The organism is Nocardia rhizosphaerihabitans (assembly GCF_014646295.1).
Classification (GTDB): Bacteria; Actinomycetota; Actinomycetes; order Mycobacteriales; family Mycobacteriaceae; genus Nocardia; species Nocardia rhizosphaerihabitans.
This window is the reverse complement of sequence record NZ_BMNE01000003.1, coordinates 213,712-234,109: the sequence shown is the minus strand read 5'-3', so window position 1 is coordinate 234,109 and position 20,398 is coordinate 213,712. Positions and strand designations below refer to the sequence as shown.

20 protein-coding genes and 1 pseudogene are annotated in these 20,398 nt (G+C 66.8%); 10 read left to right on the top strand and 11 right to left on the bottom strand.

Annotated features, from left to right (window positions below; translation table 11 throughout):
* Window positions 1–12: 12 nt before the first annotated feature.
* On the top strand, window positions 13–837 hold the full coding sequence (locus IEY60_RS13900) for an ABC transporter permease (protein WP_189028021.1): 825 nt from the start codon (window positions 13–15) through the stop codon (window positions 835–837).
* Window positions 838–846: 9 nt separating this feature from the next.
* Window positions 847–2,226 (top strand): hypothetical protein, encoded by a 1,380-nt coding sequence (locus tag IEY60_RS13895; RefSeq protein ID WP_189028019.1) that lies wholly within the window; start codon window positions 847–849, stop codon window positions 2,224–2,226.
* A 33-nt stretch (window positions 2,227–2,259) separates the two neighbouring features.
* On the opposite strand, the gene IEY60_RS13890 is transcribed toward IEY60_RS13895, so the two are convergent.
* Window positions 2,260–2,847, bottom strand: a complete 588-nt coding sequence (locus tag IEY60_RS13890; RefSeq protein WP_189028017.1) for a hypothetical protein — start codon at window positions 2,845–2,847, stop codon at window positions 2,260–2,262.
* A gap of 467 nt (window positions 2,848–3,314) precedes the next feature.
* On the opposite strand from IEY60_RS13890, the gene IEY60_RS13885 reads away from it, so the two are divergent.
* Window positions 3,315–3,848: a universal stress protein gene (locus IEY60_RS13885; RefSeq protein WP_189028014.1), complete on the top strand. Its 534-nt coding sequence runs from the start codon at window positions 3,315–3,317 to the stop codon at window positions 3,846–3,848.
* 701 nt (window positions 3,849–4,549) lie between these two features.
* Here the strand turns inward: IEY60_RS13885 and IEY60_RS13880 are convergent.
* From IEY60_RS13880 to IEY60_RS13870, 4 genes and pseudogenes are all read right to left on the bottom strand, one after another.
* The gene (locus IEY60_RS13880) at window positions 4,550–5,413 is read right to left on the bottom strand and encodes an alpha/beta fold hydrolase (RefSeq protein ID WP_189028012.1); all 864 of its coding nucleotides are present in this window, start codon (window positions 5,411–5,413) and stop codon (window positions 4,550–4,552) included.
* A gap of 9 nt (window positions 5,414–5,422) precedes the next feature.
* A complete protein-coding gene (locus IEY60_RS36395) occupies window positions 5,423–5,593 on the bottom strand; it encodes a hypothetical protein (protein ID WP_308426106.1) in 171 nt (56 codons plus the stop codon).
* Window positions 5,594–5,629: 36 nt separating this feature from the next.
* Window positions 5,630–5,860, bottom strand: a pseudogene (locus IEY60_RS36390) (DUF6653 family protein); the annotation flags it as partial.
* Between the two features lie 51 nt (window positions 5,861–5,911).
* Window positions 5,912–6,379, bottom strand: a complete 468-nt coding sequence (locus tag IEY60_RS13870; RefSeq protein ID WP_189028008.1) for a GbsR/MarR family transcriptional regulator — start codon at window positions 6,377–6,379, stop codon at window positions 5,912–5,914.
* Window positions 6,380–6,452: 73 nt separating this feature from the next.
* Here IEY60_RS13870 and IEY60_RS13865 point away from each other — a divergent pair, with 73 nt between their 5' ends.
* A complete protein-coding gene (locus IEY60_RS13865) occupies window positions 6,453–7,361 on the top strand; it encodes an ABC transporter ATP-binding protein (RefSeq protein ID WP_189028006.1) in 909 nt (302 codons plus the stop codon).
* 9 nt (window positions 7,362–7,370) lie between these two features.
* On the top strand, window positions 7,371–8,207 hold the full coding sequence (locus IEY60_RS13860; RefSeq protein WP_189028004.1) for an ABC transporter permease: 837 nt from the start codon (window positions 7,371–7,373) through the stop codon (window positions 8,205–8,207).
* 380 nt (window positions 8,208–8,587) lie between these two features.
* Here the strand turns inward: IEY60_RS13860 and IEY60_RS36515 are convergent, their stop codons facing one another.
* Window positions 8,588–9,187, bottom strand: coding sequence for an NAD-binding protein (locus tag IEY60_RS36515; RefSeq protein ID WP_373291714.1), 600 nt, complete (start codon window positions 9,185–9,187; stop codon window positions 8,588–8,590).
* Between IEY60_RS36515 and IEY60_RS13850 the strand changes: the two genes are divergently transcribed.
* The gene (locus tag IEY60_RS13850; RefSeq protein WP_189028000.1) at window positions 9,122–10,507 is read left to right on the top strand and encodes a TrkH family potassium uptake protein; all 1,386 of its coding nucleotides are present in this window, start codon (window positions 9,122–9,124) and stop codon (window positions 10,505–10,507) included. The genes IEY60_RS36515 and IEY60_RS13850 overlap by 66 nt on opposite strands.
* The gene (locus IEY60_RS13845) at window positions 10,497–11,171 is read left to right on the top strand and encodes a potassium channel family protein (protein WP_229739814.1); all 675 of its coding nucleotides are present in this window, start codon (window positions 10,497–10,499) and stop codon (window positions 11,169–11,171) included. Before IEY60_RS13850 ends, IEY60_RS13845 begins: the two co-directional genes overlap by 11 nt.
* Here IEY60_RS13845 and IEY60_RS13840 read toward each other — a convergent pair.
* Together IEY60_RS13840 and IEY60_RS13835 are read right to left on the bottom strand one after the other, a co-directional pair.
* The gene (locus IEY60_RS13840) at window positions 11,119–11,559 is read right to left on the bottom strand and encodes an alpha/beta hydrolase family protein (RefSeq protein WP_189027998.1); all 441 of its coding nucleotides are present in this window, start codon (window positions 11,557–11,559) and stop codon (window positions 11,119–11,121) included. The two genes, IEY60_RS13845 and IEY60_RS13840, sit on opposite strands and share 53 nt — an antisense overlap.
* Window positions 11,560–11,663: 104 nt before the next feature.
* A complete protein-coding gene (locus tag IEY60_RS13835) occupies window positions 11,664–13,766 on the bottom strand; it encodes an acyltransferase family protein (protein WP_189027996.1) in 2,103 nt (700 codons plus the stop codon).
* A 312-nt stretch (window positions 13,767–14,078) separates the two neighbouring features.
* On the opposite strand from IEY60_RS13835, the gene nhaA reads away from it, so the two are divergent.
* From nhaA to IEY60_RS13820, 3 genes are read left to right on the top strand one after another with little or no spacing between them, the layout of a single operon-like run.
* Window positions 14,079–15,386, top strand: a complete 1,308-nt coding sequence (gene nhaA, locus IEY60_RS13830; protein ID WP_189027994.1) for a Na+/H+ antiporter NhaA — start codon at window positions 14,079–14,081, stop codon at window positions 15,384–15,386.
* A 50-nt stretch (window positions 15,387–15,436) separates the two neighbouring features.
* Window positions 15,437–15,988, top strand: coding sequence for a TerD family protein (locus tag IEY60_RS13825; RefSeq protein WP_189027992.1), 552 nt, complete (start codon window positions 15,437–15,439; stop codon window positions 15,986–15,988).
* Window positions 15,988–17,322 (top strand): glycosyltransferase family 87 protein, encoded by a 1,335-nt coding sequence (locus IEY60_RS13820; RefSeq protein ID WP_189027990.1) that lies wholly within the window; start codon window positions 15,988–15,990, stop codon window positions 17,320–17,322. Before IEY60_RS13825 ends, IEY60_RS13820 begins: the two co-directional genes overlap by 1 nt.
* A gap of 877 nt (window positions 17,323–18,199) precedes the next feature.
* On the opposite strand, the gene IEY60_RS13815 is transcribed toward IEY60_RS13820, so the two are convergent.
* From IEY60_RS13815 to IEY60_RS13805, 3 genes are all read right to left on the bottom strand, one after another.
* Window positions 18,200–18,460, bottom strand: a complete 261-nt coding sequence (locus tag IEY60_RS13815) for a DUF1918 domain-containing protein (protein WP_189027988.1) — start codon at window positions 18,458–18,460, stop codon at window positions 18,200–18,202.
* Between the two features lie 322 nt (window positions 18,461–18,782).
* The gene (locus tag IEY60_RS13810) at window positions 18,783–19,379 is read right to left on the bottom strand and encodes an Rv1733c family protein (RefSeq protein ID WP_444543797.1); all 597 of its coding nucleotides are present in this window, start codon (window positions 19,377–19,379) and stop codon (window positions 18,783–18,785) included.
* A gap of 562 nt (window positions 19,380–19,941) precedes the next feature.
* Window positions 19,942–20,364 (bottom strand): Hsp20/alpha crystallin family protein, encoded by a 423-nt coding sequence (locus tag IEY60_RS13805; RefSeq protein WP_189027984.1) that lies wholly within the window; start codon window positions 20,362–20,364, stop codon window positions 19,942–19,944.
* Window positions 20,365–20,398: the final 34 nt, after the last annotated feature.

Here is a 20,398-nt window from a genome sequence, read left to right as displayed (position 1 = left end):
AGCCGACACCATATGACCGTCACCACCCCCGAGCGCACCGCGCCCGCGACGATCGATCGCCGTCCCCGCGTCACCCACGTCAGCCTGCGGGCCTCGCTGTTCCAGTCGCTGATGATGGCGTGGCGTGGGCTGCTGACCTTCCGGCACAGCCCGCAGCTGCTCTACGACGCCATCCTGCTGCCCATCGTCGGGCCGCTGCTGTTCGGCAGCATCTTCGGCACCGCCATCGCGGGCAGCATGGAGGCGTATCTGCCGATTCTCATCCCGGGTGTGCTGGTGCAGATCGTGCTCACCTCCTCCGTCGCGACGGGGGTCCAGCTGTCCGAGGACATCCGATCGGGCGTGTTCGACCGGTTCGTCGCCATGCCCATCGCCCGATCCGCGCCGGTCGCCGGTGCGCTGCTCGCCGGGGCGACGCGGTATGTCATCGCCGCGACGACGGTGGTGATCGTGGGCTTCGCCATGGGCTATCGCCCCGCGCACCCGGTGGGTTTCATCGCCGGCGCGGTGCTGGTCGTGCTGGCGACGACCGCGATCAGCTGGTTGTTCGCGTTCATCGGCGTCACCGTGTCGCGACCCGCAGCCGTGCAGGGCATGTCGATGCTGGTGCTCACCTTCCTCAGCTTCGCCTCCAACGCGCTGGTGCCCGAGGAGTCGATGCCGACCTGGCTGGGCTATGTCTCCGACTACAACCCCGTGTCGTATCTGGTGTCGGCGGTGCGCATGCTCGCCGAGGACGGAACTGTCGGCGCCGATGCCTGCTGGTCGGTCGTGGCCTCGCTGGTCGTCGTCGCCGTGTTCGCGCCCCTGACCGTCCGCACCCTGCGCGCCCACTGAGGATCCCCCATGACACTCACCTCCCACGCCCCGTCCGTGGCCCTGTCCACCGCCGTCAACCGGCTCACCGCCGACGACGACCTGTTCCTCAAGCTGCACAGCCTCTACGGCAACGCGCTGGTCAACCAGCTCGCCTGGCGGTTCGACGAGCCACTCGGCCGCGACCTGCTCGACCGTTTCCACGCCCAGCTCGCCCAGGGTTTCCTGGCTCGCCGGGTGCAGACGACCCGCGTGCCGTTCGCTCGCCCGTACTGGGTGCCAGCCCCGGAATCGCTCCCGCTCGGCTGGGATGTCGTGCCCGTCGCCGACGACGAGATCCTGGACTGGTACTTCGCCCAGAGCCGAGTGGACTTCGACCCCGAGGCCGGGCTGGTGTGGCGATTGTCCGCGGCCCCGACCACGACGGGTGGGACCCTGGTGTCGCTGGTGACCTCGCACGTCGCCTCCGACGGCGGCGCGGTGCTGTTCGCCGTCGGTGATGCGCTGGCCCGGCTGGTGCGCGACGAGGAGCCCGACCGCTCGGCAAGTTCCGGCGGACTCGTCGGCAGCGCTCCCCCAAACACACTGAGCGCCAACCTTTCCGATGCCGGTGCGCAGCTGCGCGCGGTGGTGAAAGGCCTCCGGGCAGCCTTCGCGGCGCGCGCCGTCACCGAGCCCGAAAGCACTCCCCGCCCCGCGACTCCCCCGCTGCCACTACCCGAGCAATGGTCGCCCGCGGACATCGTGGTGCAACTCGACCTCGACCAGTGGAACGCCGTCGCCACCACGCATTCCGGCACGACCAACGGCCTCCTGATCGCCCTCGGCGCTGGCCTGCTCGGCCGCAGCGGCCGCGTCGGCGACACCGCCGACATCCGCGTCGACATCCCCCACTCGATGCGCACTACGAACGATCCCCGCGCGAATGCCACCACCGGCCTGCCGATTTCGGTCCGCTACAACTCCACCGACCGGATCGACCTGGGCGCCGTCCGCACCGCGGTGAAGCGTGCCGCCACCGCCTATCGCGACCCGGCCACCACCCCGGCCCTCCAGCACCTGCAACCCCTGCAGATGATCCTCCCCCGCTTCGTCCTGCACCACTTCGCCCGCACCGCCAAAGCCCCGGAATGCCTGTGCACCAATCTCGGTGAAACAGCCAAGGGCGTCGCCACCATCGGCGACCACCACGCCGCCGCCGTCCTCATGCGCCCGGTCGTGTGCACCGGCGACCCCGCCATGTTCCGCCGCGTAGAAGTCGGCGTAAACCTCTCCTTCTCCACCGACGGCCACACCGTCACCCTCGCCGTCACCGCCGCCGACCCCGACCGCTTCCCCACCCGCACCACCCTGCGCACCCTGCTCACCGCCGAATTCGACTCTTGGGGCCTCACCCCCCACTTCTGGTGAGAGTCGGCCCCAAGAGACACAGCACCCCGCATGTCACCAGTAGTTGTAGTCGTACTTGTGCCAGGACTCGTCGAACGGCAGGTAGTAGATCGCCGCCTCCGCCTGGGTTCGTTCCGGTACGGCGGTGCCCGGTGCGAAGTAGGCGAATCCGCTCGTGCCGATGGCGTCGCCGACGCGGAACAGGCAGGCGCCGTCGTAGTTTCGGTGAATTGAATCGACTCGGTACACGCCGATCCATGTCGGCTGGGTACGTGCGACGCACTCCTGCGCCACCTCGGTCATGGCGCCCTCGGACAACCACCACGCCACCCGTTCCGGAAAACGTTGACTGATCGCCACCACCGTCCCCACGAGGATCAGCGGCAGGAGCGACGACACCGCGACGGCCCGGTATTTCACCAGACCGAACAGCGCCAGCACGAACCACGGGATGCCCACTGCCACAATGGTCACCACGACGTAGAAAGCGACCAGCAGATCAGCGTCGACCGCCTGGGTGATCAAGAGGATCATCGCGGCGAGCCAGGTCACCGCGGTGACCACGACCATCATGGCCAACCACCAGCCGGGCGGTCGTGGACGCTGACGCGCCGGCCGCGGTATCTCCCCCACCGATGTCATACCGCCACACTATCCCGCGCCGATCCCCGGAAACGCCGCGCTCGGAACCGCAGGCGGACCCCAACGCGAAATCCCCCGGGAACCCGAAGGCTCCGCCCGATCGATCGGCAGCCAGACCTTCCGTCGCCGCCACGTCGATGCCGGCGAATCAGATACCGGGAACCGCGGTCTTTGTCAGCAAATGGGTCTGCCGTGCAGTCGATAGGACTGAACAAAGTCAGGCGTGACCGGTTCACCATTCCTCGGCTTCGTGACCGGTGTCGTCCAGTCAGCGCCACCCACTTTGCGTCGCCCATCTTGGGTGTGGGGTTCTGAAGCGGGTATACAACCTTCACCACAGCGAGCTTCGAATGGTGCGGCTGACCCAGCGCCACGGCGCTGCAGCAGCCAGTGCCTTCGAAACCCTGCTGACAACCATCGCAGCCGGTGGCGCCGGACTCACTCTGGCAGGGCTATGAGGAGGAACGATGACCGATGACTCGTCATCCCCAGCAACTCCGGCCGACTGGCGAAGCTCGGTCCGTGCCACCGGGCCGACCGGTGGCCCTGAAGTCCGCTGTCATCTGGTGGTCGGTTTCGACTCCCACCGAGCAAGCCACGCCGCCCTGCGATACGCGATCGACCTCGCCGCCCGACTCGACGGGTTCCTCCACGTGGCCCACATCGTCGATACCGATGACCTACCGATCGACCCCGACGCCGCCGACTGGGAACAAGCGATCGCCGACACCGTCGCCGAGGTAGGTCGAGAAGCCGACATGATCCTCACCCGGGCAATCGCACCGTGGACTTACTACAGCCGACCGGGACGCCCCGCGCAGTTGTTGGCCGAACTCGCCGATGCCCACGACGCCGAGATGATCATCATCGGCGCCTCCCGCGGGGGACTCCTCTCGCTGCTGGAGCGGCTGCTAGGCGAATCGGTATCGACAAGCCTGACCCATCACACCCACCGTCCGGTGCTGCTCGTTCCACCGCATACCGACACCAATACGGGGTAATCGGCTTCGATAACCAACCGCCCACTCGAAAATCCCCGGTCGTCTGCGTTCCCACCATCCGGTCACGCGCTACCGGCTTCCATCGCGGGCGTTTCTACGATTTTTCTACGATTTGCCCAAGACGGGCCATCGCCCGCCCGACACGTCGGGCGATCCGCGTGGCACTGCGTGCGATGCAGGCTGCCGTAGCACGGACCGCTGCCTCGATGCGGGGGTGCAGAGCAGTCGCAGCGTGCTGCCGGTCAGGCTGGTGGTTGTCGTTGCGTGCCATGGCCTTCTCTTCGTGGAGGTGGCCGCATGGGCGCGGCCGGAGAAGACCCATTCGCGGGATCGGCACCGGCACGGGCGAAGTGAGAAGGCGAGACAGTGTTCTGGTCGCCGAATACCTTGCCGAGGGCAATGATCCGCGCCTCCAACATCTACTGGGCCGGACACACGGTCACCGTCGCGACACAGCTCGGAAAGGCGCTCCCGAAGCGGCGCATCCGATCTCAGGTCCTGCCCGACGCTCTCACTGCTCAACGCCCTTCTGTTGTCCGGAGGCGCGGGCCGGACTCGCAACCGCACCAGCGGATCACTGTCGAGCCAGCTCACGCCAGTACGCAACCGCCGAACCCAGCGCGATCAACCAGATGTTGAACGTCTTGGCCGACTTCGCGCCCCACACGTCGGTGAACGAGCCGCTGACCCCTACTGGCCGTTCAGGAGGTGATTTCTGCGATCAATCGGGTGATCTCGTTCGGTTGTTCGTCGAGACCGAGGTGGCCACAGTGGTCCAGGATTCGCAGGTCGGTTCCCAGACTCCGCCGTACGGCGGGACCGATACGGCCCGGCGGGAGGAATACGTCGTCTCGGCCGATAGCGACCAGACAGGTCGCTTGCTGTCGGACTGCGGCCAGCACTGCCGTCGGCAGCGGCGGGGGCGCCAGACTGCTGCGGCAGTGGCGGGCTACCTGCGTCATCCAGTCGCTGAGCTCCTCAGGCACTCTGTGTTCTGGTGCCAGCATGTGTTGGAGGAGCCGGTTCGTGCGAGCTGCGGTCGGGCGAGCGAGCCACGGGATTGTGGCGGCCAGGATCGAGGGCGCTACGGCAAGGCGAACTAAACCCGCGGGTGAAATGAGCACTCGGCCGGCGATCTGCGGGGACGGACAAGCTAGGGCAATAGCACCGCCGAGTGAGTGGCCCACGACGACGGCAGACCCGGCTATCGTGCTCTCCAGCGCTTCGGCCAGCCATTGTCCGTACCATGCCATCCGGTTCCGGCGGGGACGGTGGTCGGCGCTGAGACCCGGTTGTCCTGGAACATCGAGGATGAGCGTGGGCCATCGACGAGCCAGTTTCTCGGCAAAGGGCAGCGATACCGCGGCGTTCATGTTGGTGCCCGGCACCAGCACGATCGACGGCGCCGTATCAGTCGGTTCCGCTCCGGCGGCGACGACGCTGGTAGCACCCGCGGCGGTGACCACATCCCATCGCCGATGCTCGACATTCCAGCCATCGATACGATTCCTGCACCAGCCCTGGATCAGGCGTTGCGCGTCGGCGCTCTTGTAGACAGAAGCCACTGCGCCATCCTATTTCCTTCCGGGCCAGTGCATTTCGTAGTAGCGGGCCATGAGCTCCCAGTACCCGAGCAACAACAGCATCGCCACACCGCTCCCGACCGCGGCGGGAACCGGACGCCGATGCCACGCCCCGAGCAGCCCGACCAGCCCCGCCCCGGTGGCCGCGGCGTCAACCGCCAAGGCTGCGTCTCCGGGGTGGTCGGCAAGCCATAGTTCCTCCCCTAGGATCGCTTTCGTCGCCCAAGCCGGTCGCCCTGCCGGCTCCGGGAAGAGCACCGGGTTCACGGCGAACCATACGCCGACAGCGGCTGCTTGCGACCAGCTCCGATTCCACACCGGAACCAGGAGCAAGGGCGTCGTCGCCCAGCGAGACCACGCGCTCCAAGGGTTCGAATGCCTGGCGAACACCGTGCGGCGAACACGCGTGAATGCCCTTCCAGACTTCATCTTCGGTGTACTCCTGTCAGTTTCTACCGGCCCGGTCGCCCCCGAGCCGTCTCAGGTCCGACTCTCGCTGCGATCGCGCCATCGTTCGATGAGGGCGGGCATCTCTTGCTCCATGTATCCGTAGAAGTCCTGCATCTCGTGCAGGCGTGCGGAGGTGACCGATTCGCCCGTCAGGGCATCGAGTCCCTCCCGGGCGGCATCCTTCATGATCTTGAGCATGACGTTCTGCTGCGAGAACAGTTGTGCCCATACACCTTTCGGAAACCGGTAGTGCTCACGGCGACTCCCCGGCGCCGGCACCCGTTCCACCATCCCCGACTGTGACAGCTGTTTGATCGCCGTCGATACCGCGCCAGTGCTGATCGACAGGCGCTCGCACAGGTCCGCGGCGGTCATCGTCTCCTGCTCGGTGTAGAGCAGTGCGGTCATCACCCGAGCCGTCGTCTTCTGCATGCCGCCCTCGGACATGGTCAAGGCCAGCCGCTCGGCGGCATCGCGAAGTCGCTGATCGGAATCCATGCCCACATAGTACAGACAACTCCAAGCGTTCTGAATATTCACAGATCTCTGAAATCTTGATAGTGTTCGAGACATGAGCAACGCCATCGAAATCCGGGAACTCACCAAGACCTACGGCACACGGCGAGGGCTCACCGGCCTTACCCTCGACGTCCGATCCGGGGAGGTGTTCGGCTACCTCGGACCCAACGGAGCAGGCAAGTCGACCACCATCCGGCTCCTCCTGGATCTGATCCGCCCCACCGCCGGAACAGCGTCGGTCCTCGGACTCGATCCCAGGGAGAACGGCGTCGCCATGCGACGCCGCATCGGCTATCTGGCAGGCGATTTCGTCGTCGACGGGCGGCAGAAGGTTCGAGATTGCCTACGCTTCCTGGCCGACCTGCGCGGTGGGGTACCCCAGCCACGAATCGACGAGCTCACCGAACGCCTCGGGCTCGACCCCACCACCACGATCAAGAGCCTGTCCAAAGGCAACCGGCAGAAAGTCGGCCTGGTACAGGCTTTCATGCACACCCCCGAACTGCTGATCCTGGACGAACCGACCTCGGGCCTGGACCCCCTGGTGCAGCAGACCTTCCTCGACTTGGTCACCGAGGCGGCCGACAACGGCCAGACGGTCTTCATGTCCAGCCACATCATGGACGAGGTCGAAGCCGTCGCCGACCGCGTCGGCATTCTGCGTGACGGGGCGCTGGTCGCCCTCGACACCGTCGCCGACCTGCGCGCCGCCGCGATCCGGCACATCGAAATCGGCTTCGCCGACCCTGTCGCGATCGAGGAGTTCCGCGCGGTCCCCGGCTTGATCGACCCGCGCCTGGACGAGACGGGCTCGGTCCTGCGTGCCGGACTGTCGGGATCACCGGATGCCGTCGTCAAAGCCGCCGCCCGCCACACCGTACTCACGTTGACCATCACCGAACCTCACCTCGACGAGATCTTCCACAGCCACTACGCCGCGGCCCGCCAGCCCGCAGCCTGAGAGGAACATATGTCTGCCACCGCCGCGATCGGGCCCATGATCGAACCCGCCGTCGCCACCGCCCGCACCGTCGTCTTCACCAAAACCCTGCGCGACTCCCGCCGCAGCCTGCTCGGCTGGACCGTCGGCATCACCGTCGCCGCGGCCGCCTACGCCAGCTTCTACCCGCAGATGGCCGCCAACGGCGCCGCCCAGGCCGAGAACCTTCCCGAAGGGCTGCGCGATGCCTTGAACATGAACGACATCTCTTCTGCCGCGGGCTACCTCGGATCTACCGTGTTCGGGCTCATCGTGCCCCTGCTGGCGATGTTCTTCGGCGCCGCCGTCGGCGCCAGGGTCTCGGCCGCCGACGAAGAATCCGGCACCCTCGATCTGCTGCTCGCCCACCCGCTCACCCGTACCTCACTCATCGCGGAGCGCTTCGCCGCCCTCATCGCCGCCGCGACCGGAATCGGGGTCGTCGTGTTGCTGACCATGCTCGCCATCCGCAGCTCCGCCGACCTCACCACGGTCGGTGTCGGTCAATTCGCCGCGCAGTGTGTCCACCTGGTCCTGCTGACCGTCTGCTTCGGCGCGCTGGCCACCACGATCGGAGCTGTCACCGGCCACCGCGCCACCGTCTTCGCGCTCACAGCGGTCGTCGGAGTCTCGACCTGGGCCGCACACAGCTTCGCCGACACGATCGGACTCGGCTGGACCGCCTACCTGTCCCCGTTCCACTACTACATCGACAGCGAACCCCTCCGAAACGGCATCAGCGTCAGCGGCGCCGCCGCTCTGGCCGCCGCGTCGCTCATCCTGGTCGCCGCCGGGACCTACCGATTCAATCAGCGCGACCTCGGCTGAGCACAAACACGCCCAGGAAAGCCTGCCGTCTCCCCCGCAACCCTGCACCGCTGACGATCGTCTGGAAGTTTCTCACCGTCACGACTACGTCGCCCTGCGCGGGGGATCGGCCAATCTTGCGACCCGGCGCCCACAATTTTGACGGAATCCATACAGCCGCGTGTGAACAGGTCCGCGATCATCACAATTAGGCTGGCCTATCGTGATTTCTCATCCAGCGTCGAGAGCCTCTCACCCAGACTCACAAGACTCACAGGCGCGATTCGAGCGCTCTCGGCCGGCTGGTACCAGACCTGGCGATACCCGAGTCCGCTCGGCGTTACTCGCTCACGGTGTGCTCTGGGCACCCACTACGAGTGGCCGACACCGTTGGGCGATCCTTACCGCCCATCACGCCTCGGCCCCCACGAGAGGCTGAGCACCATCACGCGATCCGAACAGAGCACCGACTCCCGGGCAACCGGATCTCGCCACAGCAGCCGACCGTCACGTCGGGCGGCGAGAACCAGCGGGGAACAGTCCGTCAGCGTACGTCCACATTCACCAGCTCGTGGAGGTCGTTCCGCGACGACGACCTCGGGCCGACTTCGCAGGAACCCGGCTATCCGACTCGGCAGATCCGGTTGGACGAGGGCGCGGCCGAGTAAGCGCCCGCACAGCCGACTGGCGATCACGACCTGGTCGGCGCCGAGGCATTGCGCGACCGGTTCCCAGGCGGGGTCATGGACAGCCGTGCAGACGGTCGTGGCCTGGTTCAATCCCCGCACGATCGAGGTGACTCGGACCGCGACCTCGTCGTTTCCCACCGCTACCACCACGCTGTCTGCAGTCTCGATAACGCTAACAGCACTGGTCCGCGATCGCGAGGAAAGCAAGATCAGCTGGCGAGCCGCGCCGATATCCAGGGGCCGGGGATGGTGAAGCGCTCTCGCATCAATTCGAAGGAGATAGTCGGGCGCCTCCTGCCCAGCCCTCGGCATCCGGCCCGATTGGTCGTGTTCGGCTTCGGCGCCGCGACGCTGGCCGGGACACTGCTGCTGATGCTGCCTGTGGCCGCCGAATCCCGGACCGTGACCGCGCCCATCACAGCGCTGTTCACCGCGGTCTCCGCGGTGTGCGTCACCGGGCTCGTCGTCGTCGACACAGAAAGCCACTGGTCGCTGTTCGGTGAGCTGGTCGTCCTCGGCTTGATCCAGATCGGTGGCCTCGGAATCATGACCCTGGCCTCGCTGCTCGGGTTGCTGGTGGCCCGGCGCATGGGCCTGCGGATGCAGCTGATCGCCCAGTCCGAAACGAAGACGCTGCGTCTCGGGGAAAGCCGTCGCGTCGTGATCGGTGTCATCCGGATGAGCCTGGCGGTCGAGGCCGTCACCGCGCTCATACTGAGCCTGCGTTTCGTCTTCGGCTACGACCAAGGCGGGTGGCGTGGGGTCTATCTCGGGGTCTTCCACGCGATCTCGGCATACAACAACGCCGGCTTCGGGCTCTACCAGGACAGCCTGGTGGGATTCGCGACCGATCCGTGGATCATCGTTCCCATCACCGCCGCCCTGGTCATCGGCGGACTCGGGTTCCCGGTCGTCTTCGAAGTCACCCGCTCGCTTCGCCGTCGCGGGCGGCACCGGCACTGGTCACTGCACACCAGGCTCACGCTCATCACCTACTTCGCGCTCGGTGTCGTCGGCATCGTCGCAGTGACCGCGTTCGAGTGGTCCAACCCAGGCACACTCGGCCCACTCGGAGCGGTGCACAAGCTCCTCGTCGGCGGCTTCCACGGATTGTCACCCCGCACCGCGGGATTCAATTCGGTCGACGTCGGCGCGATGCACTCCTCGACCCTGCTGGTCAACGATGTGCTGATGTTCATCGGTGGCGGCAGCGCGGGTACCGCGGGCGGGATCAAGGTCACCACTTTCGCCTTGCTGGCGTTCGTCATCGTCGCCGAGGTCCGCGGTGAGCCGACCGTGCATGTCCTCGACCGTCGCCTGGCCGCCCCCGTGCAACGACAGGCGATCACGGTCGCGCTGCTGGGCGTCGGCGCTGTCGTCGTCGGCACACTCACCCTGCTGACGATCACCGGGATGGACCTCGATGCCGTGCTGTTCGAAGTCGTCTCGGCGTTCGGCACCGTCGGGCTGTCCACCGGTATCACCGCCGACATTCCTGATCCCGGACTGATCGTGCTCATCGCACTCATGTTCTTGGGCCGCCTCGGCCCCATCACCCTGGCCACCGCGCTCGCCCTGCGTGAGCGCGGCCGTCGCTACGAACTCCCGGAGGAGCGTCCCATTGTTGGGTAGAACGCCACGCAAACACGGCACCCGCGTCGTCGTCATCGGCCTCGGCCGTTTCGGCAGCGCACTGGCCCGCGAACTCGTCACCCACGGCTCCGAAGTTCTCGCCATCGACTCCAATCCTCATCTGGTGCAACAGTATTCCGACGAACTCACCCACGTCGCGGTCGCGGACACCACCGACATGGATGCCCTCGAACAGCTCGGTGTGCCGGACTTCCCGCACGCCGTGGTCGGTATCGGCTCCAACATGGAGGCCAGCATCCTGACCACCTCGCTCCTGTCGGATTGCCGGATCCCCAAGATCTGGGCCAAGGCGACCAGCCGCCAGCACGGGCAGATCCTCGAACGCGTCGGCGCCCACCATGTCGTGCTCCCCGAACACGACATGGGCGAACGCGTCGCGCACCTGGTGACCGGCCGGATGATCGATTACATCGAGTTCGACGCCGACTACGCCATGGCCAAGACCACCGCACCTCGCTCCGCGGTCGGCAAGACCCTCACCGACAGCGGGCTGCGCCAGCACTTCGACATCACCGTCGTCGGCATCAAACATCAGGGCGGCGAATTCACCTACGCCACAGCGAATTCCGTCATAGCCGAAGGCGATCAGCTCATCGTCTCGGGCCGCATCGAAGAAGTAGAACGCTTCGCCGACATGACATGACTACCGCGCGGCGCGCGGCACAGTGGCCCCCGCCGTCGCCGCCGACACGACGGTTATCGATGTTCCACACCGCGACACCGTCCGCCGCCAATGCCTGTGCGTGCGCGTCGAACTGGGCGAGGGTGCGGTTCTGCGCCCACCCGCCGCCGTGGATCAGCACGACCACCGGCAGGCGGGTGTGCGGTGTGGGCGGCAGATACAGGTCGCCGAAGGTGTCGGGCGCGTCCCCGTAGGCGATCCGCACCGGTGTTCGCGGCACCGCCGTGCCCTCGGCGGCGATCACCGTCTCGGCCGGAGCCGACAACTCCGCGGCGCGAACGCCCAGCCCGGCCGTGACGACGCCCAGCAGCGCGGCGACGATCACCCAGCGATTCCCGACACGTCCCACCCGCTGGTCTCCTTCCCTGCCTGGCCTGACCCGCACCGTACCGTCTCCCGCCAGCACCTCGCGGCGACCCGCGCGCCGCTGCCGGACTCTCGCGTCGCCCGGTCTCACCACCAGCCGAGAATCGGCTGCAGCGCACGGCCCAGCGGCCCGGCCAACGACCGCGAGTAGCTCGCGGTGAGGTGGTGTTCGTCGTGGTAGATCAGGATGTTTCCCTCGGCCACCGAGCAGACGGTGGGTTCGCAGACCGCGTCGGTCAGATCGATCGGGAAGACGCTCGGAAACGCCGAACTCGGTTCGAGAGCCGGGTTGACCGGAGCGAGCGCGTCTTCGCGACGCATGCCGCAACTGATGCGGTCACCGCCGCCGGCCAGGCAATCGGCGGCCTTGTATCGCACGGTTCCGCGGCGCAGCCACGGCGTATCGCGGACGGCGACCACGTTGAGTCCGCGATCCGAGAGCGCCGACCACACGGCGAGGTAGTCCTCGGGAGTCTCGTCGCCGCCCTCGTCGCGAGGCCGGGTGCCGGTGGTGAACACCCAGTCGGCGCGGTCGACCCCGAGGCGGTCGATCACCTCGGCGGACCAGTCCCGGCAGTCCGGATTCGGCTCGCCCTTGTACAGCGCGTCCGCGGCCATCGTGAGCGGACAACCCATCTTCAGATACACCTGAACGCGGAACGCATGCTCCTCGGCGAGGACTTGCAGAGCGGGCAGCCAGTGCTCGGCGTGGGAGCTGCCGACGAGCGCGAGGGTTCGCTCGGCGTCGGGATCGCCGTAGGTGCAGGTGATGACCTCGCGGGTGTCCCAGTCCGCGATGCACCCGTCCCCCGTGGGCGGCGGGACGTCGGCGGATGCGTCGAACACCGTCGGCCGGAGCGGTTCCGCCGGTGTTGGCGCTCCCGAGGCCAGTGCCTCGGCGCCGGGGTATTTTTCCGGATCCAGCACCTCGGCCGCCGAAGCCGGACTGACGCGCAGCGCACTCTGCCAGCCGACGGTGACCGCGATCGTGGCCGCGAGCAGCAGCCCCACCACCGCCCAGACCGCGCGGGTTCCCTTGTCGCCGGGTTCTTTTCGATCGGCGCCCGCACCACGTCGCAACGGTAGTTCGACCCACCGGTGGGTCAGCCACGCCAGCACGAGCGAGATGCCGATCACCGCGCTCCCCCCGGCGATGCCCGCGTGCGGGTTTCCGCGTTCGGCGAGGAAGAAGATCAGGATCGGCCAGTGCCACAGGTAGAGCGGATAGGCGAGGTCGCCGAGCCACCGCATGGCGGGATGGGCCAGGATCCGGTTCGGCCACGGTCGGTCACCGGGTGACAGGTGGGCGGCCGAGAGGATCACCGCCGCGGCGGCCGCGACCGGCAGCAGCGCGGCGGGGCCGGGAAACCGATTGGCGCCGTCGACGATGAGCCAGCCGCAAAGCACCACGCCCGCGACCCCCGCCGCCGCCAGCGCGCCACGGATCCGGCGAGCGAGGACGACATACGGTGCGATGACGGCGAGTCCGGCCCCGGCCAGCAGCTCCCAGCCGCGGGCGAGAGTGTCGTAATAGTTCCATCCCTGGTGCGTCGCGGTGCCGGAAGCCGCATAGCCGAACGAGGCGAGTCCGGCCGCGACCACGACCACACCGAGCACCAGGCGGGTTCGGTCGGGCCTCGCGAACCTGGCGCACAACCAGGCGATCACCACGACGGTGATCAGGACGGCGACGTAGAACTGGCCCTGCACCGACATCGACCACAGGTGCTGGAGCGGGCTGACCGACGGGTCGGCGGCGAGATAGTCCGACCACGTCATGGCAAGCTGCCAGTTCTGGACATAGAACATCGACGCCAGTACCTGCGCAGCCGTGGAAGACCACTGTGTATACGGCTGCCACACGATCGTCGCCGCGACGACTGCCGCGAGCACCACCGCCATCGCCGGACCCAGCCGCCGGGCAGTACGACGGACAACCGTCCATGCCCACGGCACGTGCGCACGCTCGGCTCGCCGCAGCACCAGACCGGTGAAGAAGAATCCCGACAACACCAGAAAGACATCCACGCCGCCGGAGACCCGGCCGAACCACACATGGAACACGACAACCAACGCGATCGCCAGCCCGCGCAAACCGTCGAGGTCATCGCGGTACGCCGACCCGGCAGCGGTTGTGGACCGCGTCGCGGGGAGCCCGTGTCCGGTTTGGTGCACCGTTTCGACGTTCATGCCGGTCACCCCTGACGATTCCTCGTCGGCCGGGTCGGTTCGAACACGAGCGAACCCAGGTTTCGGGAAACGGGCAATGACCAGGACATGACTAGTCTCCTACCACAACCAACGGGTTCTCCTCAGTTTGCGGTGAGTGTGGTCTTTGCGGCATCTTTACGGGTAGGTGCGCCGGGAAGTCTGGTCGGCAATCCGGCTCGAAGTCCGTCGAGTCGGATTCGATCGGCGACGGGTACCTACCTTGCGACTACCGCTCATCTGTCTTCCCACGGCTGAACAGATCGCCGTCCGCACACTGCAGGCGCCGACCCGATGACGCCGGCCACGCGGCGCACCGTCCTCACCCGCGGTAGCTGGCCAGAATCGCGACGCATCGCCTCGATCCTGCGCCGCGAAACCGTCGGCGGTGTGCTGCTGATGGTCGCCGCCGTCACCGCGCTGGTGTGGGCCAACACACCGTGGGCCGACGCCTATCAGACACTTCGCGACTTCCATCTCGGCCCCTCCGCGCTGCATCTGAACCTGACGCTGAGTGAGTGGGCCGCCGACGGCCTGCTGGCCATCTTCTTCTTCGTCGTCGGCCTCGAACTCAAACGCGAATTCGTGGCCGGGGACCTGCGAGATCCTCGCCGCGCCGCACTGCCCGTTGTCGCGGCGGTCGGCGGTATGGCAGCCCCGGCCGTCATCTACGTCCTGGTCAACCGAGGTGGCACCGCGGGTGCGCTTGACGGCTGGGCTATTCCGACCGCCACCGACATCGCTTTCGCGCTAGCGGTCCTCGCGGTGATCAACACTCATCTGCCCGCCGCGTTGCGTACGTTCCTGCTCACCCTCGCTGTCGTCGACGACCTGCTCGCGGTCACCGTCATCGCTGTCTTCTACACCAGCCGACTCGACCTGCCGTTCCTGGCTCTTGCCGTCGTGCCGATCGGGCTGTTCGCTCTCGCGGTGCAGCGCCGGATCAGTTCGCCCTGGCTGCTGGTGCCGTTGGCGCTGATCGCCTGGTGGCTGGTGCACCTGTCCGGCGTCCACGCCACCGTCGCCGGTGTCCTGCTCGGGTTCACCGTCCCGGTCCTGGCCGCACGCGGCGAGGACCGGGACGAGCACGGTCTGGCCGAACGGTTCGAACACCGGATCCGGCCGCTCTCGGCCGGATTCGCGGTTCCGGTGTTCGCGTTCTTCGCCGCCGGAGTCACCATCGGCGGGCTGAACGGACTCGACGACTCACTCGGGGACCGGGTAACCATCGGCATCATCGCGGGCCTGGTCGCGGGCAAGTTGATCGGTATCACCGCCACGACCTACCTCACAGCGAAACTCACTCGTGCCGAACTCGATTCGGAATTGTCGTGGATCGATGTCGCCGGTGTCGCCCTGCTCGGCGGGATCGGGTTCACCGTCTCCTTGCTCGTCGGCGAACTCGCTTTCGCCGGTGACCACCTGCGCGGCGACCACGTCCGCATCGGCGTGCTGTTCGGCACCGTCACCGCCGCGATCTTGGCGACCATCGTGCTGCGCGCCCGCAACCGCGTCTACCGCGCCCTCGCCGACATCGAAACCCGCGATGACGACGGCGACGGCATTCCCGACGTCTACCAGCGCCCGCCGTCGTCGAGCTGACCACGACCCAACCGTCCCGTTCTACCGATCGCTCGACGAGGAGCAACCGCATGACTGGCGCACTCCCCCATCCCGGCCACAGCTCGCTTCGGCATGTCACCATGGGCTTGGGCTGGGATCCCGTCCGTGCGACGGGGCTGTTCGGTCGCCGTAGCAAGGACATCGATCTGAACGCCGCGGCGCTGTCGTTCGTCGGTGAGCGTTTCACTGATGTCGCCTTCCACGAACAGCTGACCTCCCGCGACACAGCGATGCGCCATCTCGGCGACAGCGTGACCGGTGACGGCGACGGCGACAACGAGGTCATCGTCGTCGACCTGACCCGGCTCGACCCCGACGTCACCACCGTCGTGTTCATCGTGACCTGCTACTCCGGGCAAGGGTTCGACCAGATCGAGAACGGCTTCTGTCGGGTCACCGATAATGTCACCGGCCGCGAGCTGGCCCGCATCGAGCTGGCCAGCGCCCGCTCCCACACCGGGCTCGTGCTCGGCAAACTCCATCGCCCCCAGGGTGATTGGATCTTCACCTGGATCGGAGAACCGATCTGGGCCCAGCACGTGGTCAACGCGATCCCCCAGCTCAACGGTCACCTCGCCTGATGCTGCGCAAGCTCTTCGATCCGGGGGACCTCACCGCGAGCCAGGTCGTGAAACTGGTGATGTGGCCGCTGGCCCTCGTCACCGCCGCCGACATGGTGTTCTACAAGGCGTTGCCGGGTCACCACACCAACGACTTCAAGCCGGTCTACACCGCGCTCGATGCCTTCCTGCACCACGCGCCGGTCTACACCGCGAATCTGTCCTCGGTAGACCCGCACTACCTATACCCGCCCGGCGGCACCCTGCTGCTGGCTCCGATGGGACTGTTCGACGAGGCGACCGGACGTACCGTTTTCCTGCTCCTCAACCTGTTCGCTGCGATCCTGGCAGTGCATCTGCTTTTGCGCATGTTCGGCTACACGTCGCGGTCGCCGCTCGCCCCGGTCGCCTACTTTGCGTTGTTCCTGTCCGAGGCGCTCGTCAACACGTTGACCTTCGGCAATGTCAACGGGATCTTCTTCCTCGCCGAGGTCGGCTTCCTGGCCTTGCTCCTGCAGCGGCGAAACGTTCCCGCCGGGATAGTCCTCGGGCTGACGATCGCGATCAAACCGATCCTGGCGCCCCTGCTGTTGCTACCTGCCGTGCGCCGACAATGGTCCACCGTCACGATCTCCCTGGCGCTGCCGATAGCCGCTACCGCCATCGCCTGGCCACTGGCAGCCGATCCCGACCGCTATTTCGTGCACAACCTGCCCTACAGCCTGCAGGTACGTGACTACTACAACTCCTCGATCTCCGGTTTCGCGGCATACTACGACGTACACCCGGTCGCGACGCTGCTGGTACGTGGACTCCTGGCGATCACTGTCGCGATCAGCCTCTGGCTACTGTGGCGCTACTACCGACACCAGGAACTGTTCTTCGTCACCACCGCGACAGGTGTCCTACTCACTGGCGAATTCACGCTGAGTTCCCTTGGCCAGCAGTACTACTCGATGTTCCTGTTCCCGTTCCTGTTCACCGTCGTCGTCAAGAGTTCGGTGCTGCGGAACTGGCCTGCGTGGCTGGCGATCTTCGGGTTCGCCAGCTACGAGACCTGGCTGCTGTTCCGCTGGCCCGCTTTCGGACGCAACCTCGAATACTCGCGCGCCACCTTCGGCTGGGCCTTGCTGCTGATCGTCGTGTGCTGCGTTCTGACCGACAGATACCTGGCAGCACGACGTGAACAGCGGCTCGCACACGGAATCGACCCGGCCCACCTCGCTCCCGACTTCCCCACTCCGGACCGCCGCCCCATCGACATAAGACCAGCAGTCCCACCGCAGCCACGGTCGACACAGCCGAAAGGATCGGATCAGAACCCGATCCCCGGGCAGGTCGTGGAGGCCAAGTGAAGCCGACTCGGCCGTGCACGCCCACTTGCCGAACTGTTGACTGCGTCGGTCGGAGATCCGCTCCCGCGAATACCTCATCCTGTTCCTCGTCGTCGCCGCGATACCGGCGCAGCGAGGCCGTCGACAGATGATCGCCCCGGCGTGCGCGGGCATGCGATGGGCACCGGCCGGGCTGCTCACCGCGACCGCAGTCTCGGTCCTCGCCGTCACCGACGGCGCGGTCGGCCGGAATAGGGCGCACCGCTCGGACCGGCAGTCGGTACAGACGGTGGCGCCCCAAAACAGATCTCCAGGCGTCTGAGGACCGGCTGGCGGTGTATTGGTCAGCAGCGGTGTTCAGTGCAGCGCCGACAGCCTCGACCATCAGACCCCTGGGTGCACTGCCGAACGTTGGTCAGGGATTCGGCGAATTCGGTTGCAGCTGCAACTCGCCCGTCTGGACCTCCGGTTCGGACGTCGTCAGGGCGCGGTGAACTGGGCTGCCGAGATCAACACCCGCCGGAACATCGACGCGCACCGTACTCCGGTTCCAAGACGTACTTTTCGCCGGTGGTCGCTACATACGGGTCACTCGTGGTGACACCGGAGCGGGAACGGTCGACCCCGGCTACCCGGTCAGTCGATCACCTTCGATGTCCAATGGGCTCGACTCGCAGGTCACCGAACTGGGTCTTTGCGCCGGAGCGGGGTTCCACGATCGTCGGAGGATCGGTGTCGACGTTCGTCGTGACGTCGCGGCCCCATTTCGTACCGCCTGAGCCCTTGGGATCAACCAAGGGTCCCGACGATCCCCGGCCGCCCGTGCGTCGTGGACGCATACGCGCTGAGCAGCGACGTTCTAGACGGCGCCGTACAGTCGGTGCGGCGTGTGCCCTGATCAGACCAGGTGACTCGGCTGATGCTGCATCGAGGAAAACCGCCCGGCCGCCACCTCTTCCTGTGCCCGCAATTCAGACCCGGTGAGCACATAAGCGTCCGGTCCGGGGAATGTCAACGCGCGATGCCCATCGTCGCTCCAGTGCACCAAATACGGCGGAGACCCGTCTGGCGAATGCACCTCCTCGATGAGCCCCCGACGGACCGCGCCCCCTACGGTCCGGTTCTCGACTACCAGCCAGTCGCCTGGTTTCGCATGCATGATCCGCCTCCTCGCCTGGTGCTGCCCCTGTCACTGTCCATCCTCCTCGTCCGGCCTCCCTCCGCAAGAGGGCCGTTCGTCCCGCTACCGACGGGCAACCGGCCATAAGTGGCCCACAAACCAGACCTGCTGACCGGCCGTCGATGACGTAGCCGCGGTGCGGCTCGCCCCCCGAATCGTCGAGCACGCCTTGCGGCGCCGATACCGGCGACTCGATGCGGGGCCCTTTGAACTGCGGGCGACGCGCCGACATGGAACGCCCATCCGTCGAATCGGGCAGGTCGAGGCGGCCGGTCACCACGACCGGGGCGGCTCGTCGTGTTCACCGTTCGCCCTGGGTGGGTCGGCGCATCGCCAACAATTCCCGATCCCATTCGACGCCCCGGCGATAGGCCACGATCCGATCGGTGAGCACAACCAGACACCATGTGGACAGCGCGGCGCCGACCAAGACTACCGCCGCCACCCCGATACCGTTCATCACCGCCGCGGCAGGAGATCGGGGCGCACCGACCGCCTTGCCCGACTCGTCGAGCCAGACCGTGATCCGTTCGCCCTGTGCGACGGTGCGGGAGACCGGCACGGTCTCTTCGACCGGCCCGGAGGCGCTTTCCCACCGGACCGGTGCTTGCCGCAGGTGCGCCGCGGTGTACACGGGACGCTCCAACACCAGCGCCTCGACCGACCTGGCTTGGGCGTGTTCGGCTCGGATCAGAGCGGCGTCGTCGGTGTAGGCGGTGGTGCCCAGCGCTCCGGCCACCGGAACCGAGACCAGCATCACCAGCGCGGCGATCAGCCGCACCGCTGAGGCCAGTCGATCCGGCCATCGCATCAGCGGGCTGGTGCTCCAGGGACCGCACCGCCACCACCGCAGGATCTTAGCGAACACAGCATCGGTTCGGAACGTGGACGATGTCATCGCGATCACCTCTTCCAGCCGGATCACGGTTCGCCATCGAGCATCGTCGCGTTCACGGCGACCAGGCAGGGGCGAAGGTCATTGCCAGGCCGGGCAAATCGTCCTCGATCGGCCCGACCGTCGCAGTGGTATCCACGACCGGACAGCAATGGCACCGTTTTCCGCCCCGCACAGACAGCAAGATCATCAGGCTTTGCCCCCGAGCACCCCGCGCAGGCCAATATTGCTCCGCGGGCCAACGGCTCGTCAGGATGCAGCAGCGTGCTGTCCTCGGCTGCGATGCCTCGATGGTGGTCATCGTGGGTCGATTCCTCTGCGCCGCCGCGTGATCGGTCGCGGCGCGTCGGCGAGCAGGTTTTCGGTGAACCACACCGCGGCGAGGTACGCGGCTCGTCGTGTCGGCTGGACATCCAGGGGCGACCGGCCGGGTGCCATCAGGCGGGTCAGGACCGAGCGGACTACACCTGAGATCGGTGGGATTCCGCGCGGTGGTGAGGCTTTGCGGTTCGGACCCGGTGCGGACTCGGTGGACACGCACCAGATCCGTTGTCGCACACCGCGCTCAGTCCTCGGTCTTGACTTCGATCTTCTTGGCGGCAGCTTCGGATTCGGCAACCGGGACGCTGACGGTCAGGATCCCTTTCGAATACGACGCCTCGACGCTGTCGGCGTCAGCACCTTGGGGCAAGCTGACCGACCGATAGAACGAGCCGTAGGTGAACTCGGAACGCCCCTTGCTCTGGTGCTGTTCGGAGCGCTCGGCCTTGATCGTGAGTTGCCGGCCCTGGACGCTGACCTCGACGTCCTTGTCGGGGTCGACCCCGGGGATTTCCGCTCGCACGACATAGCGGCCGTTTTCGATGCTGTCCTCTACCGCCAGCAGATGAGTCCCGGTCGAGGACCCCAATCCGGCGTGGGCGAGGACATGCCACAGCGTGTTGAAATCGGGCACAAGGCCCTGGCGGTGAGCGGGAAGAATGCTCATAGTTTCCTCCTCGTAGCATCAGGTGGTCGGGACC

What these genes read in the sequence shown, in the direction of transcription:
- IEY60_RS13900 (WP_189028021.1), top strand. Translation starts at nt 13, where the DNA reads ATGACCGTCACCACCCCCGAGCGCACCGCGCCCGCGACGATCGATCGC.
- IEY60_RS13895 (WP_189028019.1), top strand. Translation starts at nt 847, where the DNA reads ATGACACTCACCTCCCACGCCCCGTCCGTGGCCCTGTCCACCGCCGTC.
- IEY60_RS13890 (WP_189028017.1), bottom strand. Translation starts at nt 2,847, where the DNA reads ATGACATCGGTGGGGGAGATACCGCGGCCGGCGCGTCAGCGTCCACGA.
- IEY60_RS13885 (WP_189028014.1), top strand. Translation starts at nt 3,315, where the DNA reads ATGACCGATGACTCGTCATCCCCAGCAACTCCGGCCGACTGGCGAAGC.
- IEY60_RS13870 (WP_189028008.1), bottom strand. Translation starts at nt 6,379, where the DNA reads ATGGATTCCGATCAGCGACTTCGCGATGCCGCCGAGCGGCTGGCCTTG.
- IEY60_RS13865 (WP_189028006.1), top strand. Translation starts at nt 6,453, where the DNA reads ATGAGCAACGCCATCGAAATCCGGGAACTCACCAAGACCTACGGCACA.
- IEY60_RS13860 (WP_189028004.1), top strand. Translation starts at nt 7,371, where the DNA reads ATGTCTGCCACCGCCGCGATCGGGCCCATGATCGAACCCGCCGTCGCC.
- IEY60_RS13850 (WP_189028000.1), top strand. Translation starts at nt 9,122, where the DNA reads ATGGTGAAGCGCTCTCGCATCAATTCGAAGGAGATAGTCGGGCGCCTC.
- IEY60_RS36515 (WP_373291714.1), bottom strand. Translation starts at nt 9,187, where the DNA reads ATGCCGAGGGCTGGGCAGGAGGCGCCCGACTATCTCCTTCGAATTGAT.
- IEY60_RS13835 (WP_189027996.1), bottom strand. Translation starts at nt 13,766, where the DNA reads ATGAACGTCGAAACGGTGCACCAAACCGGACACGGGCTCCCCGCGACG.
- nhaA (WP_189027994.1), top strand. Translation starts at nt 14,079, where the DNA reads ATGACGCCGGCCACGCGGCGCACCGTCCTCACCCGCGGTAGCTGGCCA.
- IEY60_RS13825 (WP_189027992.1), top strand. Translation starts at nt 15,437, where the DNA reads ATGACTGGCGCACTCCCCCATCCCGGCCACAGCTCGCTTCGGCATGTC.
- IEY60_RS13820 (WP_189027990.1), top strand. Translation starts at nt 15,988, where the DNA reads ATGCTGCGCAAGCTCTTCGATCCGGGGGACCTCACCGCGAGCCAGGTC.
- IEY60_RS13815 (WP_189027988.1), bottom strand. Translation starts at nt 18,460, where the DNA reads ATGCATGCGAAACCAGGCGACTGGCTGGTAGTCGAGAACCGGACCGTA.
- IEY60_RS13810 (WP_444543797.1), bottom strand. Translation starts at nt 19,379, where the DNA reads ATGACATCGTCCACGTTCCGAACCGATGCTGTGTTCGCTAAGATCCTG.
- IEY60_RS13805 (WP_189027984.1), bottom strand. Translation starts at nt 20,364, where the DNA reads ATGAGCATTCTTCCCGCTCACCGCCAGGGCCTTGTGCCCGATTTCAAC.